At 29.5% G+C, this 23,099-nt stretch carries 21 protein-coding genes; 13 read left to right on the forward strand and 8 right to left on the reverse strand.

Features of this window, described 5'->3' with window-relative positions; all coding sequences use genetic code 11:
- Window positions 1–62: 62 nt before the first annotated feature.
- Genes BM335_RS12440 through BM335_RS12450 form a run of 3 tightly spaced genes read left to right on the forward strand, consistent with a single transcriptional unit; the run spans window position 63 to window position 4,357 of the window.
- Window positions 63–1,694 (forward strand): thiamine pyrophosphate-dependent enzyme, encoded by a 1,632-nt coding sequence (locus tag BM335_RS12440; RefSeq protein ID WP_090228331.1) that lies wholly within the window; start codon window positions 63–65, stop codon window positions 1,692–1,694.
- Between the two features lie 5 nt (window positions 1,695–1,699).
- Window positions 1,700–2,284, forward strand: coding sequence for an indolepyruvate oxidoreductase subunit beta (locus tag BM335_RS12445; protein ID WP_090228335.1), 585 nt, complete (start codon window positions 1,700–1,702; stop codon window positions 2,282–2,284).
- 12 nt (window positions 2,285–2,296) lie between these two features.
- Window positions 2,297–4,357, forward strand: a complete 2,061-nt coding sequence (locus tag BM335_RS12450) for an acetate--CoA ligase family protein (protein WP_090228339.1) — start codon at window positions 2,297–2,299, stop codon at window positions 4,355–4,357.
- On the opposite strand, the gene BM335_RS12455 is transcribed toward BM335_RS12450, so the two are convergent.
- Together BM335_RS12455 and recR are read right to left on the reverse strand one after the other, a co-directional pair.
- Window positions 4,354–5,508, reverse strand: coding sequence for a glycosyltransferase family 2 protein (locus BM335_RS12455; RefSeq protein WP_090228343.1), 1,155 nt, complete (start codon window positions 5,506–5,508; stop codon window positions 4,354–4,356). The two genes, BM335_RS12450 and BM335_RS12455, sit on opposite strands and share 4 nt — an antisense overlap.
- Window positions 5,509–5,511: 3 nt before the next feature.
- The gene (gene recR / locus BM335_RS12460) at window positions 5,512–6,123 is read right to left on the reverse strand and encodes a recombination mediator RecR (RefSeq protein WP_090228348.1); all 612 of its coding nucleotides are present in this window, start codon (window positions 6,121–6,123) and stop codon (window positions 5,512–5,514) included.
- Between the two features lie 78 nt (window positions 6,124–6,201).
- Here recR and BM335_RS12465 point away from each other — a divergent pair, with 78 nt between their 5' ends.
- From BM335_RS12465 to BM335_RS12480, 4 genes are read left to right on the forward strand one after another with little or no spacing between them, the layout of a single operon-like run.
- Window positions 6,202–7,671, forward strand: a complete 1,470-nt coding sequence (locus tag BM335_RS12465; RefSeq protein ID WP_090228351.1) for a sodium:solute symporter — start codon at window positions 6,202–6,204, stop codon at window positions 7,669–7,671.
- Between the two features lie 8 nt (window positions 7,672–7,679).
- Window positions 7,680–8,327, forward strand: a complete 648-nt coding sequence (pdxH, locus tag BM335_RS12470; protein WP_090228354.1) for a pyridoxamine 5'-phosphate oxidase — start codon at window positions 7,680–7,682, stop codon at window positions 8,325–8,327.
- A 30-nt stretch (window positions 8,328–8,357) separates the two neighbouring features.
- Window positions 8,358–8,846, forward strand: coding sequence for a SixA phosphatase family protein (locus BM335_RS12475; protein ID WP_090228358.1), 489 nt, complete (start codon window positions 8,358–8,360; stop codon window positions 8,844–8,846).
- Window positions 8,847–8,865: 19 nt separating this feature from the next.
- Entirely contained in the window at window positions 8,866–9,759 is an 894-nt protein-coding gene (locus BM335_RS12480; RefSeq protein ID WP_090228363.1) for a Ppx/GppA phosphatase family protein, read from the forward strand.
- Window positions 9,760–9,781: 22 nt separating this feature from the next.
- Here the strand turns inward: BM335_RS12480 and BM335_RS12485 are convergent, their stop codons facing one another.
- The 3 genes from BM335_RS12485 to lpxK are packed head-to-tail and all read right to left on the reverse strand — an operon-like array spanning window position 9,782 to window position 12,088.
- Window positions 9,782–10,261 carry a thioredoxin family protein gene (locus tag BM335_RS12485; protein WP_090228367.1) on the reverse strand — a complete coding sequence of 160 codons (480 nt, stop codon included), beginning with the start codon at window positions 10,259–10,261 and terminating at the stop codon, window positions 9,782–9,784.
- Window positions 10,262–10,278: 17 nt separating this feature from the next.
- Complete coding sequence (locus tag BM335_RS12490) at window positions 10,279–11,091, reverse strand: purine-nucleoside phosphorylase (protein ID WP_090228370.1); 813 nt, start codon at window positions 11,089–11,091, stop codon at window positions 10,279–10,281.
- On the reverse strand, window positions 11,063–12,088 hold the full coding sequence (gene lpxK / locus BM335_RS12495; RefSeq protein WP_090228374.1) for a tetraacyldisaccharide 4'-kinase: 1,026 nt from the start codon (window positions 12,086–12,088) through the stop codon (window positions 11,063–11,065). Before lpxK ends, BM335_RS12490 begins: the two co-directional genes overlap by 29 nt.
- A 98-nt stretch (window positions 12,089–12,186) precedes the next feature.
- Between lpxK and BM335_RS12500 the strand changes: the two genes are divergently transcribed.
- Both BM335_RS12500 and BM335_RS12505 read left to right on the forward strand, forming a co-directional pair.
- On the forward strand, window positions 12,187–13,281 hold the full coding sequence (locus BM335_RS12500; RefSeq protein ID WP_090228377.1) for a Nif3-like dinuclear metal center hexameric protein: 1,095 nt from the start codon (window positions 12,187–12,189) through the stop codon (window positions 13,279–13,281).
- Window positions 13,282–13,283: 2 nt separating this feature from the next.
- Window positions 13,284–14,054 (forward strand): zinc ribbon domain-containing protein, encoded by a 771-nt coding sequence (locus tag BM335_RS12505; RefSeq protein WP_090228381.1) that lies wholly within the window; start codon window positions 13,284–13,286, stop codon window positions 14,052–14,054.
- Window positions 14,055–14,104: 50 nt separating this feature from the next.
- Here BM335_RS12505 and BM335_RS12510 read toward each other — a convergent pair whose 3' ends face one another.
- Together BM335_RS12510 and BM335_RS12515 are read right to left on the reverse strand one after the other, a co-directional pair.
- The gene (locus BM335_RS12510; protein WP_090228384.1) at window positions 14,105–14,914 is read right to left on the reverse strand and encodes a class I SAM-dependent methyltransferase; all 810 of its coding nucleotides are present in this window, start codon (window positions 14,912–14,914) and stop codon (window positions 14,105–14,107) included.
- A gap of 11 nt (window positions 14,915–14,925) precedes the next feature.
- The gene (locus tag BM335_RS12515) at window positions 14,926–15,804 is read right to left on the reverse strand and encodes a UbiA prenyltransferase family protein (RefSeq protein ID WP_143102427.1); all 879 of its coding nucleotides are present in this window, start codon (window positions 15,802–15,804) and stop codon (window positions 14,926–14,928) included.
- Between the two features lie 105 nt (window positions 15,805–15,909).
- Between BM335_RS12515 and gcvP the strand changes: the two genes are divergently transcribed.
- From gcvP to BM335_RS12530, 3 genes are all read left to right on the forward strand, one after another.
- Entirely contained in the window at window positions 15,910–18,756 is a 2,847-nt protein-coding gene (gcvP, locus tag BM335_RS12520; protein WP_090228393.1) for an aminomethyl-transferring glycine dehydrogenase, read from the forward strand.
- Between the two features lie 359 nt (window positions 18,757–19,115).
- Window positions 19,116–20,108 (forward strand): pyruvate dehydrogenase (acetyl-transferring) E1 component subunit alpha, encoded by a 993-nt coding sequence (gene pdhA, locus BM335_RS12525; protein ID WP_090228397.1) that lies wholly within the window; start codon window positions 19,116–19,118, stop codon window positions 20,106–20,108.
- Entirely contained in the window at window positions 20,109–21,383 is a 1,275-nt protein-coding gene (locus BM335_RS12530) for a pyruvate dehydrogenase complex dihydrolipoamide acetyltransferase (RefSeq protein WP_090228400.1), read from the forward strand.
- Between the two features lie 303 nt (window positions 21,384–21,686).
- Here BM335_RS12530 and BM335_RS12535 read toward each other — a convergent pair whose 3' ends face one another.
- Complete coding sequence (locus tag BM335_RS12535) at window positions 21,687–21,938, reverse strand: type B 50S ribosomal protein L31 (RefSeq protein WP_090228404.1); 252 nt, start codon at window positions 21,936–21,938, stop codon at window positions 21,687–21,689.
- A 120-nt stretch (window positions 21,939–22,058) separates the two neighbouring features.
- On the opposite strand from BM335_RS12535, the gene BM335_RS12540 reads away from it, so the two are divergent.
- Window positions 22,059–23,093, forward strand: a complete 1,035-nt coding sequence (locus tag BM335_RS12540) for a glutaminyl-peptide cyclotransferase (RefSeq protein WP_090228407.1) — start codon at window positions 22,059–22,061, stop codon at window positions 23,091–23,093.
- Window positions 23,094–23,099 lie beyond the last annotated feature (6 nt).

Raw genomic sequence — 23,099 nt, forward strand, 5'->3', positions numbered from 1 at the left:
TTTTAATCATATCTTTTCCGAAAACGGTTTCGTACTTTTAGACTCTAAAAAATTTAATTTTTATGAACTCTAATTCTACAAAAAAACTGTTATTAGGTAACGAAGCCTTAGCACAAGCGGCTATAGATGCAGGAATATCAGGTGTTTATGCCTATCCAGGAACACCTTCAACCGAAATTACAGAATATATACAACGCTCAAAAACTGCTAAAGAACTTAAAATTCATTCGCAATGGTCTGTCAACGAAAAAACAGCCATGGAGGCCGCCCTAGGAATGTCTTATGCAGGAAAAAGAGCTTTAACCGTTATGAAACATGTTGGCCTAAATGTAGCCGCAGATGTTTTTATGAATATGTCTGTAGCCGGAATAAATGGCGGATTAGTTGTGGTAGTTGCTGATGATCCATCTATGCATTCTTCACAAAATGAACAAGATTCTCGTTATTACGGAAAATTTGCAATGATTCCAATATTAGAACCATCAAATCAACAAGAATGCTACACAATAACCAAATATGCTTTTGATTTGTCCGAAAAATTGGGTTTACCAGTTTTAATTCGTTTGGTTACACGTTTATCACATTCAAGAGCAGGTGTTACCTTAGGTAATAGAGAACCTCAAAATGAAATTCATTTATCAAAAAACCCAAAACAGTTTCAATTGATTCCAATGCACGCCAGAGGCAGATACAAACATTTAGTTGATATTCAAACAGATATATTAGAAACTTCAGAAAATAGTTATTTTAATGAGTTTAAAAAAGGTCCAAATACATCCATTGGAATTATTGCTTCAGGAATTGCCTATAATTATTTAATGGAAAATTTTGAAGGTGAAAAATGTCCATATCCAGTTTTAAAAGTTTCGCAATATCCACTTCCTAAAAAACCTATTAAACAACTTTTTGATACATGTAAAAAAATATTGGTTTTAGAAGATGGTTATCCATTTATTGAAGAAGCTATTTCCGATTTTTTAGGCGAAAACAGAAATGTAATTGGAAGATTAAGCGGTGATATTCCTAGAGTGGGAGAACTAAACCCCGATAATATTGCAAATGCACTTGGTTTTGATGTAGTTATCAATGATAATATTCCAAAAGTTGTATCAGGAAGACCACCAGAATTATGTGTTGGTTGTGGACACCGAGATTTATTTGACGCTGTAAATGCATTAGGAAAAGAAATGACAAGTCAGCAAGTTTTTGGAGATATTGGTTGTTATGCGCTTGGCGTACTTTCTCCATACGAAAGCATTAACACATTAATAGATATGGGAGCTTCCATTACTATGGCAAAAGGTGCCGCAGATGCAGGAATTCATCCTTCCATCGCTATTATTGGAGATTCAACATTTACACATTCTGGGATGACTGGTTTGTTAGATGCTGTAATTGAAAATACACCAATTACTGTTATTATTTCAGATAATTCCGCAATTGCAATGACAGGTGCTCAAGATTCTTCAGCTTCTGGTAGATTAATTGATATTTGTAAAGGTATTGGTGTTGTTGAAACTCATTTAAAAGTAATTACACCGCTTCACAAAAATTTACAAGAAAATATAGATTTAATTAGAGATGAAATTAACTACAAAGGAGTTTCTGTAATTATTTCGCAACGTCCTTGTGTTCAATTACCTAAAGAAAAAAAAGATAAGTTAAATGAGCTTAAAAAAGCAACTATAAACTAAAAAAAATGAAAACAAATATAATTTTAGCAGGCGTTGGCGGACAAGGAATTTTAACCATTGCTGCAGTTTTAGATACTGCCGCTTTAGACAATGACCTTAATATAAAACAATCTGAAGTTCACGGAATGAGTCAACGTGGTGGCGCAGTGCAATCACACGTGCGGATATCAGATAAAGAAATTTTTTCAGATTTGATTCCACAAGGAAAAGCAGACCTAATTATCTCTGTTGAACCAATGGAGTTATTACGATATTTACCATTTTTAAAAGAAGATGGTTTTTTAGTAACAGATTCAAATCCATTTGTAAACATTACTAATTATCCAGAACTGGAAGATTTATACAAAGAAATAAAATCACATAAAAACAATATTTTAATTGATGCCAAACAAATAGCAAAAGATTTAGGAAACTCCAAAGCCACAAATATGGTATTACTTGGCGCCGTTTCTTCACTACTTCCTTTAAGCGATGAAAGTTTGCAAAAAGCTATAAAAACATTGTTTGAAAGAAAAGGAGAAAAAATTGTAGCAAAAAATTTAGAAGCCTACGAAAAAGGTAAAGAAGTTGCTGTAGAATTTATTTTATAAAGATTGTATTAAATGCTGAACAAAAAATTACTAAACCCTAAAAGCATTGTTGTTGTTGGTGCTTCAAATAATATTAAAACACCTGGCGGACGCGTTTTAAAAAACTTATTGGATCATAATTTTAAAGGCAAATTATTCGCTGTAAATCCAAAAGAAACCGAAGTACAAGGTTTAAAATGTTACCAAAATATAACCGATATTCCCAATGTTGATGTGGCAATAATAGCAATTGCTGCAAAATTTACATTAGAAACGGTAAAAGTTTTAACACAACAAAAAAACACCAAAGGTTTTATCATTTTTTCAGCAGGATTTAGTGAAAAAGACGCAGAAGGCGCAAAATTAGAACAACAAATTGTTGATGAAATTAATCTAGTAAATGGAACTTTATTAGGTCCAAATAACATTGGATTAATCAACCAAAATTATGCAGGTGTTTTTACAACGCCAATTCCAAAATTAGATAAAAATGGCGTTGATTTTATTTCAGGTTCTGGCGCAACTGCCGTTTTTATAATGGAAGCTGCAATGACAACTGGCTTAACTTTTTCGAGTGTTTATTCCGTTGGAAATTCAGCACAAATTGGTGTTGAAGAAGTGCTAGAACATTTTGATGAAACTTTTGATAAAACCTCAAGTTCAAAAATAAAACTACTTTATATAGAGAGTATAGAAAATCCGCAAAAATTATTAAAACATGCTACTTCATTAATTAAAAAAGGTTGTAAAATAGCCGCAATAAAAGCAGGAAGTTCTTCGGCTGGAAGCAGAGCCGCAAGTTCACATACTGGTGCTTTGGCAAACTCTGATGTAGCCGTAGATGCTTTATTTAAAAAAGCTGGAATTGTGCGTTGTTATGGTAGAAATGAATTAATTACAGTAGCATCCATTTTTACATTGCCTCAGCTAAAGGGAAAAAATATTGCAATAATTACACACGCTGGTGGACCAGCAGTGATGCTAACCGATGCTTTATCTAAAAACGGATTATCTGTTCCTGAAATAAAAGGAAAAGAAAGTGAAGAATTACTTTCTAAACTTTATTTAGGTTCTTCAGTTTCAAATCCAATTGATTTTTTAGCAACAGGAACCGCCGAACAACTAGAAACTATTATAGATTATTGCGAAAATAAATTTGATAAAATTGATGCTATGGCAGTTATTTTTGGAAGTCCAGGTTTGTTTGAAGTGTATGATGTGTATGATGTGATTCACAAAAAAATGAAGACTTGTAAAAAGCCAATTTTTCCAATTTTACCTTCGGTAATAAACGTTAAAAATGAAATTGATTATTTTATTTCTAAAGGAAACATCAACTTTCCTGATGAAGTTTTATTTGGAAATGCGTTGGCAAAAACAATGCTTGATAAAAAAGTCACTTCAATAGAAAAATTAAATTTAACTACTAATAATCAATTAATTAGAAATATTATAGATATTTCAGAAAATGGATATTTACAACCGCAACAAGTACGTGAATTATTAATTGCAGCAGAAATTCCATTAGTAAATGAAATTGTCTGCAACACTAAAACGGAATGTATTTCGGCAATTGACCTTTTGCAATTTCCAGTTGTTATGAAAGTTGTTGGACCAATTCATAAAAGTGATGTTGGTGGAATTATTTTAAACATTTCATCAAAAGACGCGTTAGTAATTTCCTTTGATACTATTATGAAAATTGGAGGCGCAACATCGGTGTTATTACAACCCATGAAAAAAGGTACCGAATTATTTATTGGCGCTAAAAAAGAAGGAGATTTTGGACATTTAGTTTTGTGCGGTTTAGGTGGAATTTACATTGAAGTTTTAAAAGATATTCAAACTGCATTAACGCCTATTTCAAAAAATGAAGCTATTGAAATGATTCAAAATTTAAAATCGTATAAAATAATTCAAGGAATTAGAAATCAAGAAGGTATCAACGAAAATGAATTTGCAGAAATTATCACCAAAATATCAAATTTAGTAACTATTGCTCCAGAAATTGTTGAGTTAGATTTAAACCCACTTTTTGGAAATTCAAAAGAAATTTTTGCTGTAGATGCTAGAATTAGAATTGAGAAAAATTAGATTTCAGTAATTATTTCAACACTGCCTTTATGTTCGGAATTATTACTTCCAATTATAAAATTGGTGTTTTTTGGATGAATTTTAAAAGAAACTTGCTCATTTTTCAACAATTTAAAATGAGCAATAATTTCTTTATTAGAAAGTATAGAGTTATCAAAAACAATGGTATCAATAGCGTTTGTTCTTATTAATTCTTTAATTTTATCAACATCATCAATAAGTATAGTATTAATTAGTAAGTATTTTTTATTTAAATGAGTGATAATTAACTCATCTTTTCCAAAATACAACACATTTAAAATATCTTTTGATTGATAGTTTACTTTTCTGAATTTAAAATACTTTAAAAGGTACCAAAACTCAATTCCAAAACTCATTAAAAAATCGTAAATTTTATTTCGCTTAAAGTGTTTTTTGTAAAATATTTTCATCGCATTATGAAAATATTTTAAATAAATAAGATCCTTTTTGGTAGATTCTCCTTTGTAATGAATTACTTGTGTATCAGAAAAATAATAATTTTGATACCCTTTATTTAATACCTTGTAGCATAAATCTATATCTTCACCATACATAAAATAATCTTCATCAAAACCTTTTACCTCATTGTAAACAGATTTTTGCATAAACATAAATGCGCCAACCAACACAGCCACTACTCCACTTTCATTTTCACCAATATGTGTTGCATAATATTTACCTTTTTGGCTTGATGAAATTCCAAATAATTTATTGAATGAAGCACTTGGTGTTGGAATTCCTCTTTTACTTTCTGGCAAGTATTTTCCAGATCCATCAATCAATTTAACGCCTAGTATTCCTAAGTTTTGTTTTGTTTTTGCAAAGTTAAAAATAGTGTCTAACGTATCTTCAGCTATAACCGTATCAGGATTTAAAATTAAAACATATTCTCCTTTTGCAATGGAAACGCCTTGATTATTAGCTTTAGAAAAGCCAACATTTTCTTTATTTGCAATTAAATTAATAGAAGGATAATTACTTTGTAAAAAAGGAACACTATCGTCGGTTGAATTGTTATCAACTACTATAATTTCAACAGCTAATTTTTTAGAGGCATCAATAATACTGAGAATACATTGCTCTAAAAAATACCGAACATTGTAATTTACAATAACTATTGAAATATCCATCCATTAAAATGATTTATCAAAAGGGATTCTGTTTAAAATACTCCTTCCTAAGGTAATTTCATCGGCATATTGCAACTCGTCTCCAACAGCTATTCCTCTTGCAATAGTAGATGTTTTAATTTGTAGTTTTTCTAATTGTTTAAAAATATAAAAATTTGTAGTATCACCTTCAATTGTAGAACTTAAGGCAAAAATTACTTCTTTTATTGTCCCTAATTTCACTTTTTCAATCAAACTTTCAATAGTTAAATTTTGCGGACCAACACCTTCTATTGGAGAAATTTTTCCACCCAAAACGTGGTATAAACCTTTAAATTGCGATGTGTTTTCTATGGCCATTACATCTCGAACATCTTCAACTACACAAATAATTTCTTCATTTCTTGAAGGATTTGCACAAATATCACACACATCTACATCAGAAATATTATGGCATTTTTTACATAACTTAATGTTATCAACTAAATTACTTAATGAATTTGCTAAATTGTGTGTTTGAGATTTTGGTTGTTTAAGTAAATGTAATACCATTCGTAACGCTGTTCTTTTCCCAATACCTGGCAATTGAGCAACTTCATTTACAGCGTTTTCTAAAAGTTTCGACGAAAAATTCATTTCGCAAATGTACAATTAGCAATCGATATTCTCAATAATTTTAGTTTCTTTGTTATTCATAAAATTTAAATTTATTTAATGCAACCAATATATTTACTTTCGCTAATTGCGGCTTATTTTTGTGTATTACTTTTTATTGCCTATTTCACAGGTAAAAATGATACAAATGATACTTTTTTTAGCGCCAACAAAAAATCGCCTTGGTATATTGTAGCTTTTGGTATGATTGGCGCATCGCTATCTGGTGTAACTTTTATTTCTGTACCTGGTTGGGTACAAACTTCACAATTTAGTTATATGCAAGTTGTATTGGGTTATATGGTTGGTTATATAGTAATTGCATATATTTTAATTCCTATTTATTACAATTTACAGGTAACTTCAATTTATGAATTTTTAAAACATCGTTTTGGACCAACATCACATAAAACCGGATTTGTTTTCTTCTTTATTTCTAGAGTTTTAGGTTCAGCTTTTCGGTTGTTTTTAGTTGCATCTGTAATGCAATATTTTATTTTTGACGCTTGGAATATACCGTTTGAAATAACCGTAATATTTTCAATTCTACTCATTTGGATTTATACTTTTAAAGGCGGAATAAAAACCATTGTTTGGACAGATACTTTACAAACTGTGTTCTTGCTTTCTGCCGTTTTTGCAACTATTTATATTATTTTAAATAGATTGAATTTAAATGTTACTGATATTTTTACTTCAACTGAATTTGACAAATACACTAAAATATTTTTTACTGATGATTTTAATGGAAAAAAACATCTTATAAAATCGTTTTTAGGTGGAATGTTTATTGCCATTGCAATGACAGGTTTAGACCAAGATATGATGCAAAAAAACCTGACGTGTAAAAACACCAAAGAAGCACAATGGAATGTACTTTCATTAGGTTTTGTGTTAATACTTGTAAATTTTGTTTTTCTAACATTAGGAGCGCTTTTATTTATTTATGCCGAAAAATTTGGCATACAAATACCAATTGTTGAAGGAAATATAAAAACAGATTTACTTTTTCCAGAAATTGCCTTAAAAGGAGATTTAAGTTTTTCAATTGGTATAATTTTTATTTTGGGTTTAATAGCCGCAGCATATTCAAGTGCAGATAGTGCTTTAACAAGCTTAACAACATCTTACTGCATAGATTTTTTAGATATTAAAAAAAGAGAAGAATCTAAGCAAAAAGCCATAAGAAAAAGAACTCATATTGGCATTTCAGTATTATTAATCATTGTAATTATTATTTTTAAATATGTTTTAAAAGAAAATGTTATTAGTAGTTTATTGCAAGTTGCCTCTTATACTTACGGTCCGTTATTAGGTCTTTTTACCTTTGGAATATTTACAAAACTGAATATTAAAGATAAATATGTTTGGATGGTTGCAATTATTTCAGTGGTTTTAAGCTACTTACTTGACGCCAATTCAATCAGATTATTAAACGGTTATCAATTTGGTTATGAACTTTTAATTATTAATGGATTGTTTACCTTTGTAGGGCTATTTTTAATTAAAGACAAAACAATCTCAAATTAATTTTTTTAATGGAAAAAGATTTAAGTAACTATAGAAGAAATTATGTAAAAAAAGAACTTTCGTTAAAAGAAGTTTCTGAAAACCCAATGGAATTATTTCAAAAATGGTTTTTTGAAGTTGAAGAATTTGGTGGTGATGTAGAATCTAATGCAATGACAATTGCAACGATTGGTAAAGATGGTTTTCCAAAAAGTAGAGCTGTTTTATTAAAAAAATACACGTGGGAAGGCTTTATATTTTATACAAATTACAATAGCGAAAAAGGAAAAGCTATTGAAGAAAATCCAAATGTTTGCCTTTCATTTTTATGGCATAATATTGAACGTCAGGTAATTATTAAAGGTATTGCTGAAAAAATTTCTGAAAATTTATCAGATGGATATTTTGAATCTAGACCAGATGGAAGTAAATTAGGAGCTTGGGCATCTGACCAAAGCGAGGTTGTCCCATCAAGAAAATATTTAGATGACCGCTTAACTACTTTTGAAAAACAATTTGAAAACAAAGAAATTACGCGACCTAAATATTGGGGCGGTTATATTGTGAAGCCAGTAAGTATTGAATTTTGGCAAGGAAGAGCAAACAGAATGCACGACAGAATTAGATATACCTTACAAGAAAATTTTGATTGGAAAATAGAACGTTTAGCACCATAATTTTTATATTTGAAAACTAACCAACACTAAATGAAAACACTTTACATTGTTAGGCACGCAAAATCTTCTTGGGAATACGAAGGCATAAAGGATATTGATAGACCTTTAAATAAAAGAGGAATTAATAATGCATATTTAATTTCTAGCGTATTAAATAAAAAAATTGCTTGTCCAGATGTGTTCGTTTCAAGTTGCGCAAACAGAGCATTACATACAGCAATGATTTTTAGTTACACGTTTAACTATCCCCTAACAAACTTAAAAATAAGTAAATCTCTCTATAGTTTTAGCGATGGTTATTTAATTAAAACTGTGAAAGCTTTAGATGACGGATTTGATTCTGCTATTATTTTTAGTCACGATCACGGAATAAGTGATTTTGTAAATAAGTTTGGAAGTGAAGAATTAGATCACGTACCAACTTGTGGCGTTGTAGGTATAAAATTTAACACAAACCATTGGAAAAACATTAAAGACGGAAATACTTTTATAACAGAATTCCCTAAACACTATAAATAAAATTAAGCCTCAATAACGGATGAAAATAGAAAAACTCGCTGCTATAGATATCGGTTCCAACGCAATTAGATTATTAGTTGCAAACGTAATAACCGAAAGAGATGGAAAAGAACCAAGTTTTACAAAATCAGCATTAGTTAGGGTTCCAATTCGTTTAGGAGCTGACACATTTAATTCTAAAAACATTTCAGAGGAAAGTAAAAATAGAATGATAAAAGCTATGGAAGCTTTTAAATTGTTAATGGAAGTTCACGGCGTTCAAAAATATAAAGCATGTGCTACTTCAGCAATGCGTGAAGCTAAAAACGGAAAAGCAGTAACTGAAGAAATTTTTGAAAAAACAAATGTTAAAATAGATGTAATTGATGGAAAAAAAGAAGCCGCAATTATTTTTTCAACCGATTTATCTACTATTATTAGAAATGACAAATCTTACATTTATGTTGATGTTGGTGGTGGTAGCACAGAAATAACTATTTTTTCAAATGGAAAAATTGTTAACTCAAAATCATTTAAAATTGGAACTGTTCGATTATTAAATAAAAAGAATTCTTTTAAAGATGTTTGGGAAAATATTGAAATTTGGTTAAAAGGAAACACACAATTTCTTAAAAAACCAACTTTAATTGGTTCTGGTGGAAATATTAATAAAATATTTAAACTTTCTGGAAAAATGATGGGCGAACCACTTTCATTAATATACATGAAAGCGCAATACAACTTTTTAAAATCTATGACTTATGATGATAGAATTTCAGAATTAGGTTTAAACCCAGATAGAGCCGATGTAATAATTCCTGCAACAAAAATTTATTTATCTGCAATGAAATGGAGCGGAGCCAAAAAAATATACGTTCCTAAAATTGGACTAGCTGACGGAATTGTAAAAAGTATGTATTACGGAAAAATTTAAGATTGTTGCAACAAAAAATCTACTACTTAGTAGATTCTTTGTTGTTTTTATTTAAAGCTGACTCAATAAACATATAATGATATTTGGTATCTCTAGCTGAACTATATCCCTTAATATTATCAATAGATTTTCCTTTGCTATTTATAATATAAATTGTTGGGTACAAATTAACCCCAAACATGACTTTAAGTTCTAAATTATCCCTTTTTTGATTTTCAGTAACTAAACTTTTATTCCTCGGAAAATCAGCTTTATAAAGTACAAAATCAGTTTGTGCAATTTCTTTAAATTTATCTGAATTAAAAAAATCAGTAGTTAAATTTTTGCAATATTTACACCAATCTGAACCCGTAAACAAAATTAACATTGGTTTATTTTCTTTAAGAGCAATTGATTTAGCGTCACTAAAACTTTCAATCCAATTTAATTTAGAAACTGTTTTATTTTGTGAAACGCCAACAAAACAAATAGAAACTGCAATAATAAACAAGAACTTATTCATCACTATATAAATAATATTTAAGTTAATTTAATAAATGCTTCTACTAGTTTCCCTAAATTCTTTTCCGAACCTTTAGCAGCTTTTTGAACTTCTTCATGCGACACTGCTTCAACAATTCCTTCAACACCTAAATCTGTAATAACAGAAACACCAAAACAAGTCATTCCCATATGTTTAGCAACAATAACTTCAGGTACAGTTGACATTCCAACCGCATCTGCTCCTAAAATTTTTACCATTTTATACTCTGCAGGCGTTTCAAAAGTTGGACCTTGAAGCGCTAAATAAATTCCTTTTTGAACTGGAATATTCAATTTTTCAGCGACACTTTCCATTTTAGCAATCATTTTTTTACTATAAGCTTCGTGCATATCAACAAAACGCGGACCAAAACGCTCATCATTTTTACCGTGTAATGGATGCTGTGGCATTAAGTTAATATGATCTGTAATAATCATTATGTCACCCACTTTAAATGCAGGATTTACACCTCCTGAAGCGTTAGATACTATTAAGTTTTCAACACCTAAATATTTCATAACTCTCACAGGAAAAATTGTTTGCTCCATTGTCCATCCTTCGTAAAAATGAAAACGACCTCTCATTGCTAATATTTTTTTAGTTCCAATGGTTCCAAAAATTAATTCACCTGAATGTCCTGCGACTGTTGAAACTGGAAAGTTTGGTATATCTTGATAAGGAATGGTTATTTCAACTGCTATTTTTTCAACTAAATTTCCTAAACCGGTTCCTAAAATAATTCCGTAATCTGGCTTTGTAATTCCTTTATTTTGAAGGAATTTAACTGTCTCTTGAACTTTGTTCCACATATTTTTTTATAATATTATCAAAATCGTTTTTACGATTTATAAATTTGGTTTCTATTGGTAAATAATACAAATTCTCCAATTTGTCAAAGATACGAACATAATCTTTCTCTGTAGTCAACAGAATTGTATTATTTGATTGTAATTTCTTAATTTCTGCTATTTCTTTATTACTTAATTGATGATGATCTTTAAATTTTAAATGCTTAAATTTTATACTATTATCCATTAAATAAGCAGTTAAAGGTTTTGGATTTGCAATACCCGTTATTAGTATAATTTCTTTGTTTTTAATTTGATTAAATTCAATAGAATTTACTCCTTTTAACACATTTGCATAGTCAATTGTTGTAAAAAATACATTTTGGTAAATTGATGGGCGTAACTTTCTGGTTATTTTAACTTGTTCTTTTTCCGATAAATTTGCTGGGCATTTTGTTACCACAATAATATTAGCTCTTTTGGCGCCACTTTTGCTTTCACGTAAATTTCCTGTTGGCAACAAAAAATCGTTAGTATAAAGGTTAGAATATGACGTTAATAAAATATTAAAACCAGCTTTTACTTTTCTATGTTGATAAGCATCATCTAATAAAATAATTTCTGGTGGATGCTTTAAATGTTCTAATTGCTCTATAGCATTGCTTCTATCGGCATCTACACTAACTATTATATTTTCAAATTTTTTATAATATTGAAAAGGTTCATCTCCAATAATTTCAGCAGTAACAGTTTTATCTGCTATTATAAAACCTTCACTTTTTCTTTTATAACCTCTGCTTAAAACAGCTACTTTATAATAATCTTTTAATATACGAATTAAATATTCTATCTGTGGTGTTTTACCCGTGCCTCCAACGCTTAAATTACCAACAACAATAGTTGGTGTATCAAATTGGTTAGATTCAAAAATACCGTTTTCGTACAAATAATTACGTACACTAGTAATTAATCTGTACAATAAAGAGAATGGATATAATAAATTTCTTAAAAGTTTCATCGTGGGCGAAATTACAAAACAAATCATAATTTTTACAGAATAATACTTCAACTTTATATACTATAATTTATATTTGTAAATATCAACCGTTTTTAACAATGAAAATTAAAGATATTACAAATTGCATTGAAGAAATTGCTCCTTTAAATTATGCTGAAGATTTTGATAATGTTGGGTTATTAATTGGTGATTACAACACAACTATTACAGGCGTTTTAGTTACTTTAGATACACTAGAAAATGTTGTAGATGAAGCTATTGAGAAAAAATGTAATTTAATTGTTAGCTTTCACCCTATAATTTTTAGTGGCTTAAAAAAGTTAAATGGTAAAAATTATGTTGAAAAAGTAGTGTTAAAAGCTATAAAAAATGACATTGCCATTTATGCAATGCATACCGCCTTAGATAATTCAATTATTGGTGTGAATGCTAAAATATGTGAGGTTTTAGGTATTAAAAATCCAACAATTCTAATTCCTCAAAAAAATACCATTAAAAAATTGACTACCTACGCTCCTACTGAAAATGCTGAAAAAGTTAAACAAGCTTTATTTAATGCAGGCGCTGGAACTATTGGTAATTACACAAATTGCAGTTTTAACATCAACGGAATTGGTACTTATAATGGTAACGAAAATTCAAATCCTACAATTGGAGAAAAAGGAATACTTCATGCTGAAAATGAAACGTGTATAAGTGTAATTTTTGAAAAACATAAAGAAAAAAGCATTTTAAAGGCATTATTTGAAGCTCATATTTATGAAGAAGTAGCATATGAAATAGTTGCTATTGAAAATTTAAACCAAGAAATTGGTATTGGAATGGTAGGAGAACTTGACGAAGAAATAAACGAAATTGATTTTTTAAAGTTTGTTCAAAAAACAATGAGTTCAAAAGGAATTCGACATTCTAAATTAATAGGTAAACCTATAAAAAAAGTAGCAGTATTAGGAGGTTCAGGAAGTTTTGCAATTGAAAATGCTATCAATGCTGGTGCGGATATTTATATAACTTCTGACATAAAATACCATGAATTTTACAAAGCTGAAAACAAACTTATAATTGCAGATATTGGACATTATGAAAGTGAACAATTCACAAAAAATCTTTTAGTTGATATACTTACAAAAAAATTTCCTAATTTTGCAATCATTTTATCAGAAAAAAACACAAATCCAATTTATTACTTATAAACATGTCTAAAAAAGAAGTTACAGTTGAAGAAAAATTAAGAGCACTTTACGATTTACAATTAATTGATTCAAGAATTGATGAAATTAAAAGTGTGCGAGGGGAACTACCTTTAGAAATTGAAGATTTAGAAGATGAAATTGTTGGTTTAAATAAAAGACTCGCTAATTTAGATGAAAGCGTGGTGAATATAAAAAATGACATTGCAGCAAAAAAAGTTGTAATTGAAGATGCTAAAACTTTAGTAAAAAAATATTCAGAGCAACAAAAAAACGTTAGAAATAATAGAGAATTTAATTCTTTAAGTAAAGAAACTGAATACCAAGAGCTTGAAATTGAATTAGCCGAAAAAAGAATTAAAGAATTTAAAGCAAAAATTGAGCAAAAAAATGAATTAATTGCAGCTACAAAAGAAAATATTGCAAAACAAGAAGAATTGTTAAAGCATAAATCTGCTGAATTAAACGATATTATGGGTGATACTGCTAAAGAGGAAACTTTATTAATTGAAAAATCTAAAGAGTATAGTGAAATGATTGATGAGCATTTATTAAATGCTTACAAAAGAATTAGATCTACAGTAAAAAATGGTTTAGCAGTTGTTTCAATTGAAAGAGGTGCTTCTGGAGGTTCGTTTTTTACAATTCCACCACAAAGACAAGTTGAAATTGCTGGTCGTAAAAAAATTATTACTGATGAACATAGTGGAAGAATTTTAGTTGATGGTGCATTAGCTGAAGAAGAAAGAGAAAAAATTGAAAGATTATTAAGCTAATCTTTCTAAATATATAAAAAAAAGCTTTCAAAATTTGAAAGCTTTTTTTATTACTTTTTAGTTGCTTTAATAGAAAATAACAAAGGAAATAAGCGCTGATTTCCTTGTAAAACATACATGTTATCTGCCGTTTTATCCATTTCTGGAAAACTATTATACGGTGATTTTTCAAATTCATGCAAAAACTCAATATGCAAACCTGCATTAGAAAGTGCAGATACAACTTCACCTAAACCGTGATTCCAGCCATATTCTTTACTAATAATATCTGCATCTTTATTTGTATAAGTTCCAGCATATTCTTCATAAATAACTTCACTTGTTTTATAAGGATATATTAATTTTGGAGGCGATTCCAAATAAGTAAACATCCACGCAATTGGATGAAACTCTATTAAATAAAAAAATCCACCTTTTTTAAGTTTGCTGGCAATTATTTCACCCCAAGTTTTTAAATCTGGCAACCAACCAATAACGCCATAAGATGCAAAAACAATATCAAATTCACCTTCAACATTTTTAGGAACATCATATAAATTACTTTCTATAAAAGTAACATCTAATCCTAATTTATTATTTAGAAATTTTGCTTTTTCAATCCCTTCATTTGATAAATCAATCCCAGTACATTTGGCTCCTAACCTAGCAAAACTTAACGTATCTTGACCAAAATGACATTGCAAATGAAGCAGCGACTTTTCTTTAACATTACCAACTTCATTTAATTCATAAGAATTTAATGAAGTTTTTCCATTCAAAAAGCCTTCAACATCATAAAATTCTGAAGCCGCATGAATACCAACTTTTTTATTCCAGGTATCTTTATTTACTTCAAAATATTTCTTAAAATCGTCGTTCATAAATAAATTTTTTATTTAAAATTATATAAAAATAATAACTGTAAAATTAACCACAAAATTGGTATAGATTCTACCCAAAAACCTGCATAATATTTCGATTTTTTTTCTGAAGCAAACCACAAAAACATTCCAGTAACAATGCAAATAACTATAAAAATACTTGATAAATTTAATACTTGCTTAAAGAGATTTATAAAAAGGGCTAAAAACAATAATATTGTTCCAATTATTTTTGCTGTTTTTATCCCAAAAACTTGAGGCAATGTTTTTAAAGATTTGTCATCACTTTTAACATCTCTAATATCAAAAGGCAAAGTAATAGCAATTAGTAAAAAAAATCGCTGAAAGAACTCTAAATAAATATCAAAAGTAAATTTTATACTTGCTTCATACAATGGAAAAAATAATGAAATTCCAGCCCAAGCAAAAGCAATACTAAAAATTTTTATTGAAGGAAAATTTCTGAATGAAAATTCAATGTTTTTCACATTAAAAATAGGAATTACATAAAAAAATGTCATTATTGAAAACGGAATTAATACGAACAAACCTTTTAAATTAAAGCTTGTAAAAAAAGTAATTACAATTAATAATATTGCTGAAAAAACATTTAAAATTAGCAACCCAATTATATTCTTTAAAAACCAATCTTTCAGCCATTTTAACCTACGGGTTTTAAGTTCATAAAACCGAATAAAATTATAAGAAATAATTATTGATAACGCAACAAATAAAGGTGCAAAACTTGACTGTATTCCGTAGTTTATAACAGTAATTTGCGTAATACAAAAACCAGCTACAGCCACATGAATATTGCTAAAAATATAAAAATCAAATATTTTTTTTAAAAATTGCATATTACAAATGTAAGTTATTGTTAATATATTCATTTTTTTGGTTAACAAAATATTATAAAATGTATTTATGATAACGATTTCGTTCTATAAAATTCAGTATTTTTGTGCACGTTTAATAACACAATTTAAATTATATAAATGAAAACAGATTCATTCGTTTTAAGACATGTAGGTCCTCGTGAAAATGAGGCAAAGGAAATGATTAAAACAATTGGAGTTTCTTCTGTAGCTGAATTAATTGACAAAACAATTCCGTCAGATATCCGATTGAAAAACAATTTAGATTTACCAAAAGCAATGAGTGAATATGAATACATATATCATATTCAAGAACTGGCAAATAAAAACAAATTATTTAAAAATTATATAGGTTTGGGTTACCATCCAACTATTGTTCCAGGTGTTATTCAACGTAACATTCTTGAAAACCCAGGATGGTATACTGCCTACACTCCTTATCAAGCAGAAATTGCTCAAGGTCGTTTAGAAGCTTTACTTAACTTTCAAACAATGGTTAGTGAACTAACTGGAATGGAACTAGCAAACGCTTCATTATTAGATGAAGGAACTGCTGCTGCAGAAGCCATGATAATGTTATTAAACAATAGAACTAGAGAACAAAAAAAGGCGAATGCTGTTCAATTTTTTGTATCTGATGAAGTTTTACCTCAAACTATTGATGTTTTAAAAACTAGAGCCTTTCCTTTAGGTGTTGAATTGATTTTTGGAAACCATAATACTTTTCAATTTACAGAAAACGTTTATGGTGCGTTAGTGCAATATCCAGCAAAAAACGGACAAGTTTATGACTATGAAAGTTTTGTTGAAAAAGCAAAAACCGTTAATGCTAAAATTGCTGTTGCTGCCGATTTATTGAGCTTAGCAATACTTACACCTCCAGGCGAATGGGGAGCAGATGTTGTAGTAGGTACAACACAACGCTTTGGTATTCCAATGGGATATGGAGGTCCACATGCTGCATATTTTGCAACAAAAGATGAATATAAAAGAACCATTCCAGGTAGAATTATTGGTGTTACTGTTGATAAAAATGGAAACCGTGCTTTGCGAATGGCATTACAAACTCGTGAGCAACATATAAAACGCGAAAAAGCAACCTCAAACATTTGTACGGCACAAGTTTTATTAGCAGTAATGGCAGGAATGTATGGTGTTTATCATGGACCAAACGGTTTAAAATATATTGCTAATAAAATTCAAAATTTAACTGCTACATTAAATACTGGTCTTCAACAATTAGGTTTAAAACAATTAAATTGTGTGTATTTTGATACTTTAAGCGTTGAAGTTGCTGATGCAAAAAAAGTAAAACAAGTTGCTGAAAGTAAAGGTGTTAATTTTTACTATCCAACAAATAATTTAGTAAACATTTCTATTAATGAAACTTCAGGTTTAGAAGATATTAATACTATTTTAGAAATTTTAGCTGAAGCTGAAGAGAAAAAAGCTGTTAATTTTAATGCTGAAGTTGAAAATGTAATTCCTACAAATTCAAAAAGAACATCAACTTTTATGACCAATGAAGTTTTTGAAAACTACCATTCAGAAACTGAATTAATGCGTTATATTAAAAAATTAGAACGTAAAGATTTATCATTAAATCACTCAATGATTTCTTTAGGTTCTTGTACAATGAAATTAAATGCAGCAACAGAAATGCTTCCGTTAAGTTGGCCAAACTGGGGCGTTATGCATCCATTTGTACCTATTGAACAAGCACAAGGTTACCAAGAAGTTTTTAAAGAAACAGAAGCTGCTTTAAATGAAATTACCGGGTTTTATGCAACTTCATTACAACCAAATTCTGGAGCACAAGGTGAATATGCTGGTTTAATGGTTATAAAAGCATTCCACGATTCTCAAAACAATCATCACAGAAACATCTGTTTAATTCCAGCATCAGCCCATGGAACAAACCCTGCATCAGCAGTTATGGCTGGTATGGAAGTAATTGTAACTAAATCTACTGATGAAGGAAATATTGATGTGGATGATTTAAGAGAAAAAGCAGAATTACATAAAGATAATTTAGCGGCTTTAATGGTTACGTATCCATCAACTCACGGTGTTTTTGAAAGTACTATAAAAGAAATTACAGAAATTATTCATCAAAGAGGTGGTCAAGTTTATATGGACGGTGCAAATATGAACGCACAGGTGGGACTAACAAATCCTGCAACAATTGGTGCAGATGTTTGTCATTTAAACCTTCATAAAACATTTGCCATTCCGCACGGTGGTGGTGGTCCTGGAGTTGGACCAATTTGTGTTGCAAAACATTTAGCTCCTTTTTTACCTTCAAACCCAATAATTCCTACTGGTGGAGAAAATGCAATTACAGCAGTTTCTTCAGCCCCTTGGGGATCCGCTCTTGTAATTTTAATATCATACGGATATATAAAAATGTTAGGCACAAACGGTTTAAAACAAGCTACAATTAATGCTATTTTAAACGCAAACTATATAAAAGCTCGTTTAGAAAAAGAGTATAAAATTTTATATAGCGGTGAAAATGGATTTGCAGCACACGAAATGATTGTTGATTTTAGAGAGTTTAAAGCAAAAGGTATTGAAGTTACAGATGTTGCTAAACGTCTTATGGATTATGGATATCATGCACCAACAGTTTCATTTCCAGTTGCTGGTACGTTAATGATTGAACCTACAGAAAGTGAAAACAAAGCAGAATTAGATCGTTTTTGCGATGCTTTGTTAAGTATTAAAAATGAAATAATTGAAATGGCTGATAATGATACTAATTCTCCTTTAAAAAATGCGCCTCACACACAAGAAATGCTAACTTCTGATAATTGGGATTTACCTTATTCTAGAGAAAAAGCTGCATTTCCTTTACCATATATTAAAGAAAATAAATTTTGGCCATCAGTTAGAAGAGTTGATGATGCCTATGGTGATAGAAATTTAATTTGCTCTTGTAATCCTATTGAAGATTATATGAACTAAAAGTTAATACAAATAGAAAATAAATAAGGCCTTTAAGAAATCATCTTAAAGGCCTTTTCTAATTTTTAACTTCAATAAAAGTAATAATATTGTCGTCCCCACAACGGTAGTATATTATTGTATACTCTTTTATAACATTTGAAATTAGAAACTGTCAACTATAATTAATTAAAGGTATAGTCGTCCCTAAACTGTAGTATAAACTTTAATTATTAGCAATTATAACCAACAGATATTCAAAAATATTAATTTTTTTTTACACAAAACCACTTTATACAAAAAAAAACAGTTGAGATTTTTTAAATATATAGCAATATAGTACTTTTGCAATCGAATTAAAAACTAATCTTTTTTAATAAATGAAAAAAATAACAAAAGAAACCTACATCAACTGGTATAAGGATATGCTTTTTTGGAGGAAGTTTGAAGACAAATTAGCAGCCTTGTATATCCAACAAAAAGTTAGAGGATTTCTACATTTATATAATGGGCAAGAAGCCGTACTTGCTGGTGCATTACACGCAATGAAAGAAAACGATAAAATGATAACTGCTTATCGTAATCATGTGCAACCAATTGGTTTAGGTGTGGATCCTAAAAGAATTATGGCCGAATTACTTGGGAAAGATACTGGAACTTCTCGTGGGATGGGTGGATCTATGCATATTTTTTCTCCTGAACATAATTTTTATGGTGGACACGGAATTGTAGGAGGACAAATTCCTTTAGGTGCAGGATTAGCTTTTGCTGACAAATATTTTGGAAGAGATGGTGTAACACTAACATATTTTGGTGATGGTGCTGCAAGACAAGGTTCTTTACACGAAACATTTAACATGGCTATAAACTGGAAATTACCAGTAGTATTTATCTGTGAAAATAACGGATATGCTATGGGAACTTCTGTTGAACGTACTGCAAACCATGAAGACATCTGGAAATTAGGACTTGGTTATGAAATGCCTTGCGGACCTGTTGATGGAATGAATCCTGTTAAAGTTGCAGAAGCAATGAATGAAGCAATTGAAAGAGCTAGAAGAGGTGATGGACCAACGTTATTAGATATTAAAACATATCGTTACAGAGGACACTCAATGAGTGATGCTCAACATTACCGAACAAAAGCTGAAGTTGATGAATACAAAAAAATTGATCCAATTTCACAAGTATTAAAAATTATAAAAGACAAAAAATACGCTACAGATGCCGAAGTGAAAACTTGGGATAAAGAAGTGAAAGATAAAGTTGAAGAATGTCAAAAATTTGCTGAAGAATCTCCATTCCCAGACAAACAACTTTTATACGATATAGTGTACGAACAAGAAAATTATCCTTTTTTAAAACATAGATAAATGGCAGAAATAATTACAATGCCACGTTTAAGTGATACAATGACCGAAGGAGTTGTTGCACAGTGGCTAAAAAAAGTAGGTGATAAAGTTTCAGAAGGCGATATTTTAGCTGAAATTGAAACAGATAAAGCTACCATGGAATTCGAATCTTTTAATGAAGGAACCTTACTTTATATTGGTTTAAAAGATGGCGAAAGTGCTCCAGTTGATTCTTTATTAGCAATTATTGGAGAAGAAGGTGAAAATATTGATGCTTTAATAAAAGATTTTAAAGTTGAAAACACCAACACCAGTCAGGAAAAAAAAGAAACTAAAAAAGCAAGTGAAGAAGAAACTACTACTCCTGAAATTAAGGAAACTGTTGCTGAAACTAAAACTACTGCACCAAGTGCTCAAGTAGCTCCTGCAACAAATACATCGGGAAGAGTTGTAGCATCACCATTAGCTAAAAAAATAGCTGAAGATAAAGGAATTAATATAGCAACTATTGCTGGTTCTGGAGAAAATGGTAGAGTAATTAAACGTGATATTGAAAATTACGTTCCTGCTGCCGCAAATACAGCTAATTCAACTACTACAGTAGCTTTAGGTGAAGAGAGTTTTGAAGAAATTACAAACTCACAAATGCGTAAAACCATTGCAAGAAGATTAGCTGAATCTAAATTTACAGCTCCACATTATTATTTAATGATAGAGTTAGATATGGACAATGCTATTGCTTCTCGTAAAGTAATTAATAATTTACCTGACACTAAAGTATCTTTTAATGACATTGTGGTAAAAGCAAGCGCAATGGCATTAAAAAAACATCCAAAAGTAAATTCTCAATGGTTTGATGATAAAATAAGAATTAATCATCATGTAAATATTGGTGTTGCTGTTGCTGTTGAAGATGGGTTAGTAGTTCCTGTAATTCCTTTCACTGATCAAAAAAGTATGACACAAATTGGTGCTGAAGTTAAAGATATGGCTGTTAGAGCGAAATCTAAAAAATTAACACCTGCTGAAATGCAAGGAAGTACTTTTACAGTTTCTAACCTAGGTATGTTTGGAATTTCAGAATTTACATCAATTATAAATCAGCCAAACTCGGCAATTTTATCTGTAGGAGCAATTATTGAAAAACCTGTTGTTAAAAACGGACAAATTGTTGTTGGAAATACTATGAAAGTAACTTTAGCCTGTGACCATAGAACTGTTGATGGAGCAACAGGATCTGCATTTTTACAAACTCTAAAAGATTTTGTTGAAAATCCAGTTACAATGTTAGCATAACATTTTTACAAATAAATAAAAAGCCTATTATTTTAAAATAATAGGCTTTTTTTATATTAAAAAAATTATTTTTTGAAATAAACACAACTGTTTACTTCTAACATTTCAAAAGTTTTTGAATTATTTTTAACTCTACAAAACTTATTGCTACTCCAAGAAATTAATGCATTGATCTTTGAAGTAAGCTACTTTGTATTGTTTTAAGCCTAAACCTATAGTAGAGTTCAAAAATAATATAGTACATAAAAAAACCTTCAAAATTTTTTTGAAGGTTTTAAATATTTTTAAATTATAGAAATCTAATTATTTTTTAAACTTAGCATATTTAGATTTAAACTTATCAATACGTCCTGCAGTGTCAATTAATTTAGACTTACCTGTGTAAAAAGGATGTGATGTTCTTGAAATCTCTAATTTTACTAAAGGGTATTCAACACCATCTACATCAAGAGTCTCCTTTGTATTCACTGTAGAACGAGTCAAAAACACATCTTCATTAGACATATCTTTAAATGCTACCAATCTATAATTTTCTGGGTGTATACCTTTTTTCATCGTGAACTCGTTTTAAATCTATTTTTATTTTTCAGACTGCAAATTTAACTATATTTTTGAAACTTCAAACAAATAATTTATTTTATTTACACAAATATCTATTAATCTTTATTTAAAGCTATGTTATACAGATCAATTTTAGGAATTTTCATCATTTCACTACTAATTTCCTGTAAAAGTGAGTACAAATTTATACTAAATTCTCCAACAAAGATTCAAATTAACGAAGAATTAACCTTCTCGGTAACCGAAAAAGAGAACAAACCAATTGATTCTGTTCAGTTTTCAATTGATAATATTAAAATTAAAGCCAATGGAAATTCAGCTACGTTAAATATTGCTAACTATAAATTAGGAAAACACACCATTACTGCCATACTTTTTTTTGAAAACAAAACAGAAAAAGTAACAAACGTAATTTACTTTATGGCAGATGCTGCACCAGAAATTTTTACCTATAAAATAATTAACACTTATCCGCATGATAAAAATGCATATACTCAGGGACTAGAATATTACAATGGGTTTTTGTATGAAGGAACTGGTAGAAAAGGAACATCATCAATTAGAAAAGTTGAATTAACTACTGGAAAAGTGTTACAAAAAGAAGATTTAGATGCAACTTATTTTGGTGAAGGAATTACCCTTTTTAACAACAAAATATACCAATTAACTTGGCAAGATGGCGTTGGATTTATTTATGATTTAGAAACTTTTAAAAAAGAAAAAGAATTTAAATATACCAAAAGTAGAGAAGGTTGGGGTTTAACACATAATGGTGAAAAATTAATAAAATCAGACGGTACGGAACGAATTTGGTTTTTAAATCCAGAAACACTTTTAGAAGAAAGTTATATTGAAGCCTACACAAATCAGCAAAAAGTTGAAAAATTAAATGAGTTAGAATATGTAAATGGTAAAATTTACGCCAATATATGGCAAAAAAATTCAATCCTTATTGTTGATCCAACTTCGGGGAAAGTTTTAGGTGTTGCTGATTTAAATGGTTTAAAAGACGAAGTATTAAAAACGCAACAATTAGAAGATCAAGATGAAGTATTAAATGGGATTGCTTATGACAAAGAAAATGACAGATTATTTGTAACTGGTAAAAACTGGGGCAAATTATTTGAAATTGAATTGATGAAAAAATAATTGTAA

Source organism: Lutibacter maritimus (assembly GCF_900116115.1).
Classification (GTDB): domain Bacteria; phylum Bacteroidota; class Bacteroidia; order Flavobacteriales; family Flavobacteriaceae; genus Lutibacter; species Lutibacter maritimus.

Bases quoted from the DNA above. Each gene is read 5' to 3' on its own strand.
- recR (WP_090228348.1), bottom strand. From the start codon at position 6,123: ATGAATTTTTCGTCGAAACTTTTAGAAAACGCTGTAAATGAAGTTGCT.
- BM335_RS12510 (WP_090228384.1), bottom strand. From the start codon at position 14,914: ATGAACGACGATTTTAAGAAATATTTTGAAGTAAATAAAGATACCTGG.
- BM335_RS12505 (WP_090228381.1), top strand. From the start codon at position 13,284: ATGTCTAAAAAAGAAGTTACAGTTGAAGAAAAATTAAGAGCACTTTAC.
- BM335_RS12530 (WP_090228400.1), top strand. From the start codon at position 20,109: ATGGCAGAAATAATTACAATGCCACGTTTAAGTGATACAATGACCGAA.
- BM335_RS12445 (WP_090228335.1), top strand. From the start codon at position 1,700: ATGAAAACAAATATAATTTTAGCAGGCGTTGGCGGACAAGGAATTTTA.
- pdxH (WP_090228354.1), top strand. From the start codon at position 7,680: ATGGAAAAAGATTTAAGTAACTATAGAAGAAATTATGTAAAAAAAGAA.
- BM335_RS12480 (WP_090228363.1), top strand. From the start codon at position 8,866: ATGAAAATAGAAAAACTCGCTGCTATAGATATCGGTTCCAACGCAATT.
- BM335_RS12515 (WP_143102427.1), bottom strand. From the start codon at position 15,804: ATGAATATATTAACAATAACTTACATTTGTAATATGCAATTTTTAAAA.
- BM335_RS12490 (WP_090228370.1), bottom strand. From the start codon at position 11,091: ATGTGGAACAAAGTTCAAGAGACAGTTAAATTCCTTCAAAATAAAGGA.
- BM335_RS12465 (WP_090228351.1), top strand. From the start codon at position 6,202: ATGCAACCAATATATTTACTTTCGCTAATTGCGGCTTATTTTTGTGTA.
- pdhA (WP_090228397.1), top strand. From the start codon at position 19,116: ATGAAAAAAATAACAAAAGAAACCTACATCAACTGGTATAAGGATATG.
- BM335_RS12485 (WP_090228367.1), bottom strand. From the start codon at position 10,261: ATGAATAAGTTCTTGTTTATTATTGCAGTTTCTATTTGTTTTGTTGGC.
- BM335_RS12535 (WP_090228404.1), bottom strand. From the start codon at position 21,938: ATGAAAAAAGGTATACACCCAGAAAATTATAGATTGGTAGCATTTAAA.
- BM335_RS12500 (WP_090228377.1), top strand. From the start codon at position 12,187: ATGAAAATTAAAGATATTACAAATTGCATTGAAGAAATTGCTCCTTTA.
- BM335_RS12475 (WP_090228358.1), top strand. From the start codon at position 8,358: ATGAAAACACTTTACATTGTTAGGCACGCAAAATCTTCTTGGGAATAC.
- BM335_RS12540 (WP_090228407.1), top strand. From the start codon at position 22,059: ATGTTATACAGATCAATTTTAGGAATTTTCATCATTTCACTACTAATT.
- BM335_RS12450 (WP_090228339.1), top strand. From the start codon at position 2,297: ATGCTGAACAAAAAATTACTAAACCCTAAAAGCATTGTTGTTGTTGGT.
- BM335_RS12455 (WP_090228343.1), bottom strand. From the start codon at position 5,508: ATGGATATTTCAATAGTTATTGTAAATTACAATGTTCGGTATTTTTTA.
- BM335_RS12440 (WP_090228331.1), top strand. From the start codon at position 63: ATGAACTCTAATTCTACAAAAAAACTGTTATTAGGTAACGAAGCCTTA.
- gcvP (WP_090228393.1), top strand. From the start codon at position 15,910: ATGAAAACAGATTCATTCGTTTTAAGACATGTAGGTCCTCGTGAAAAT.
- lpxK (WP_090228374.1), bottom strand. From the start codon at position 12,088: ATGAAACTTTTAAGAAATTTATTATATCCATTCTCTTTATTGTACAGA.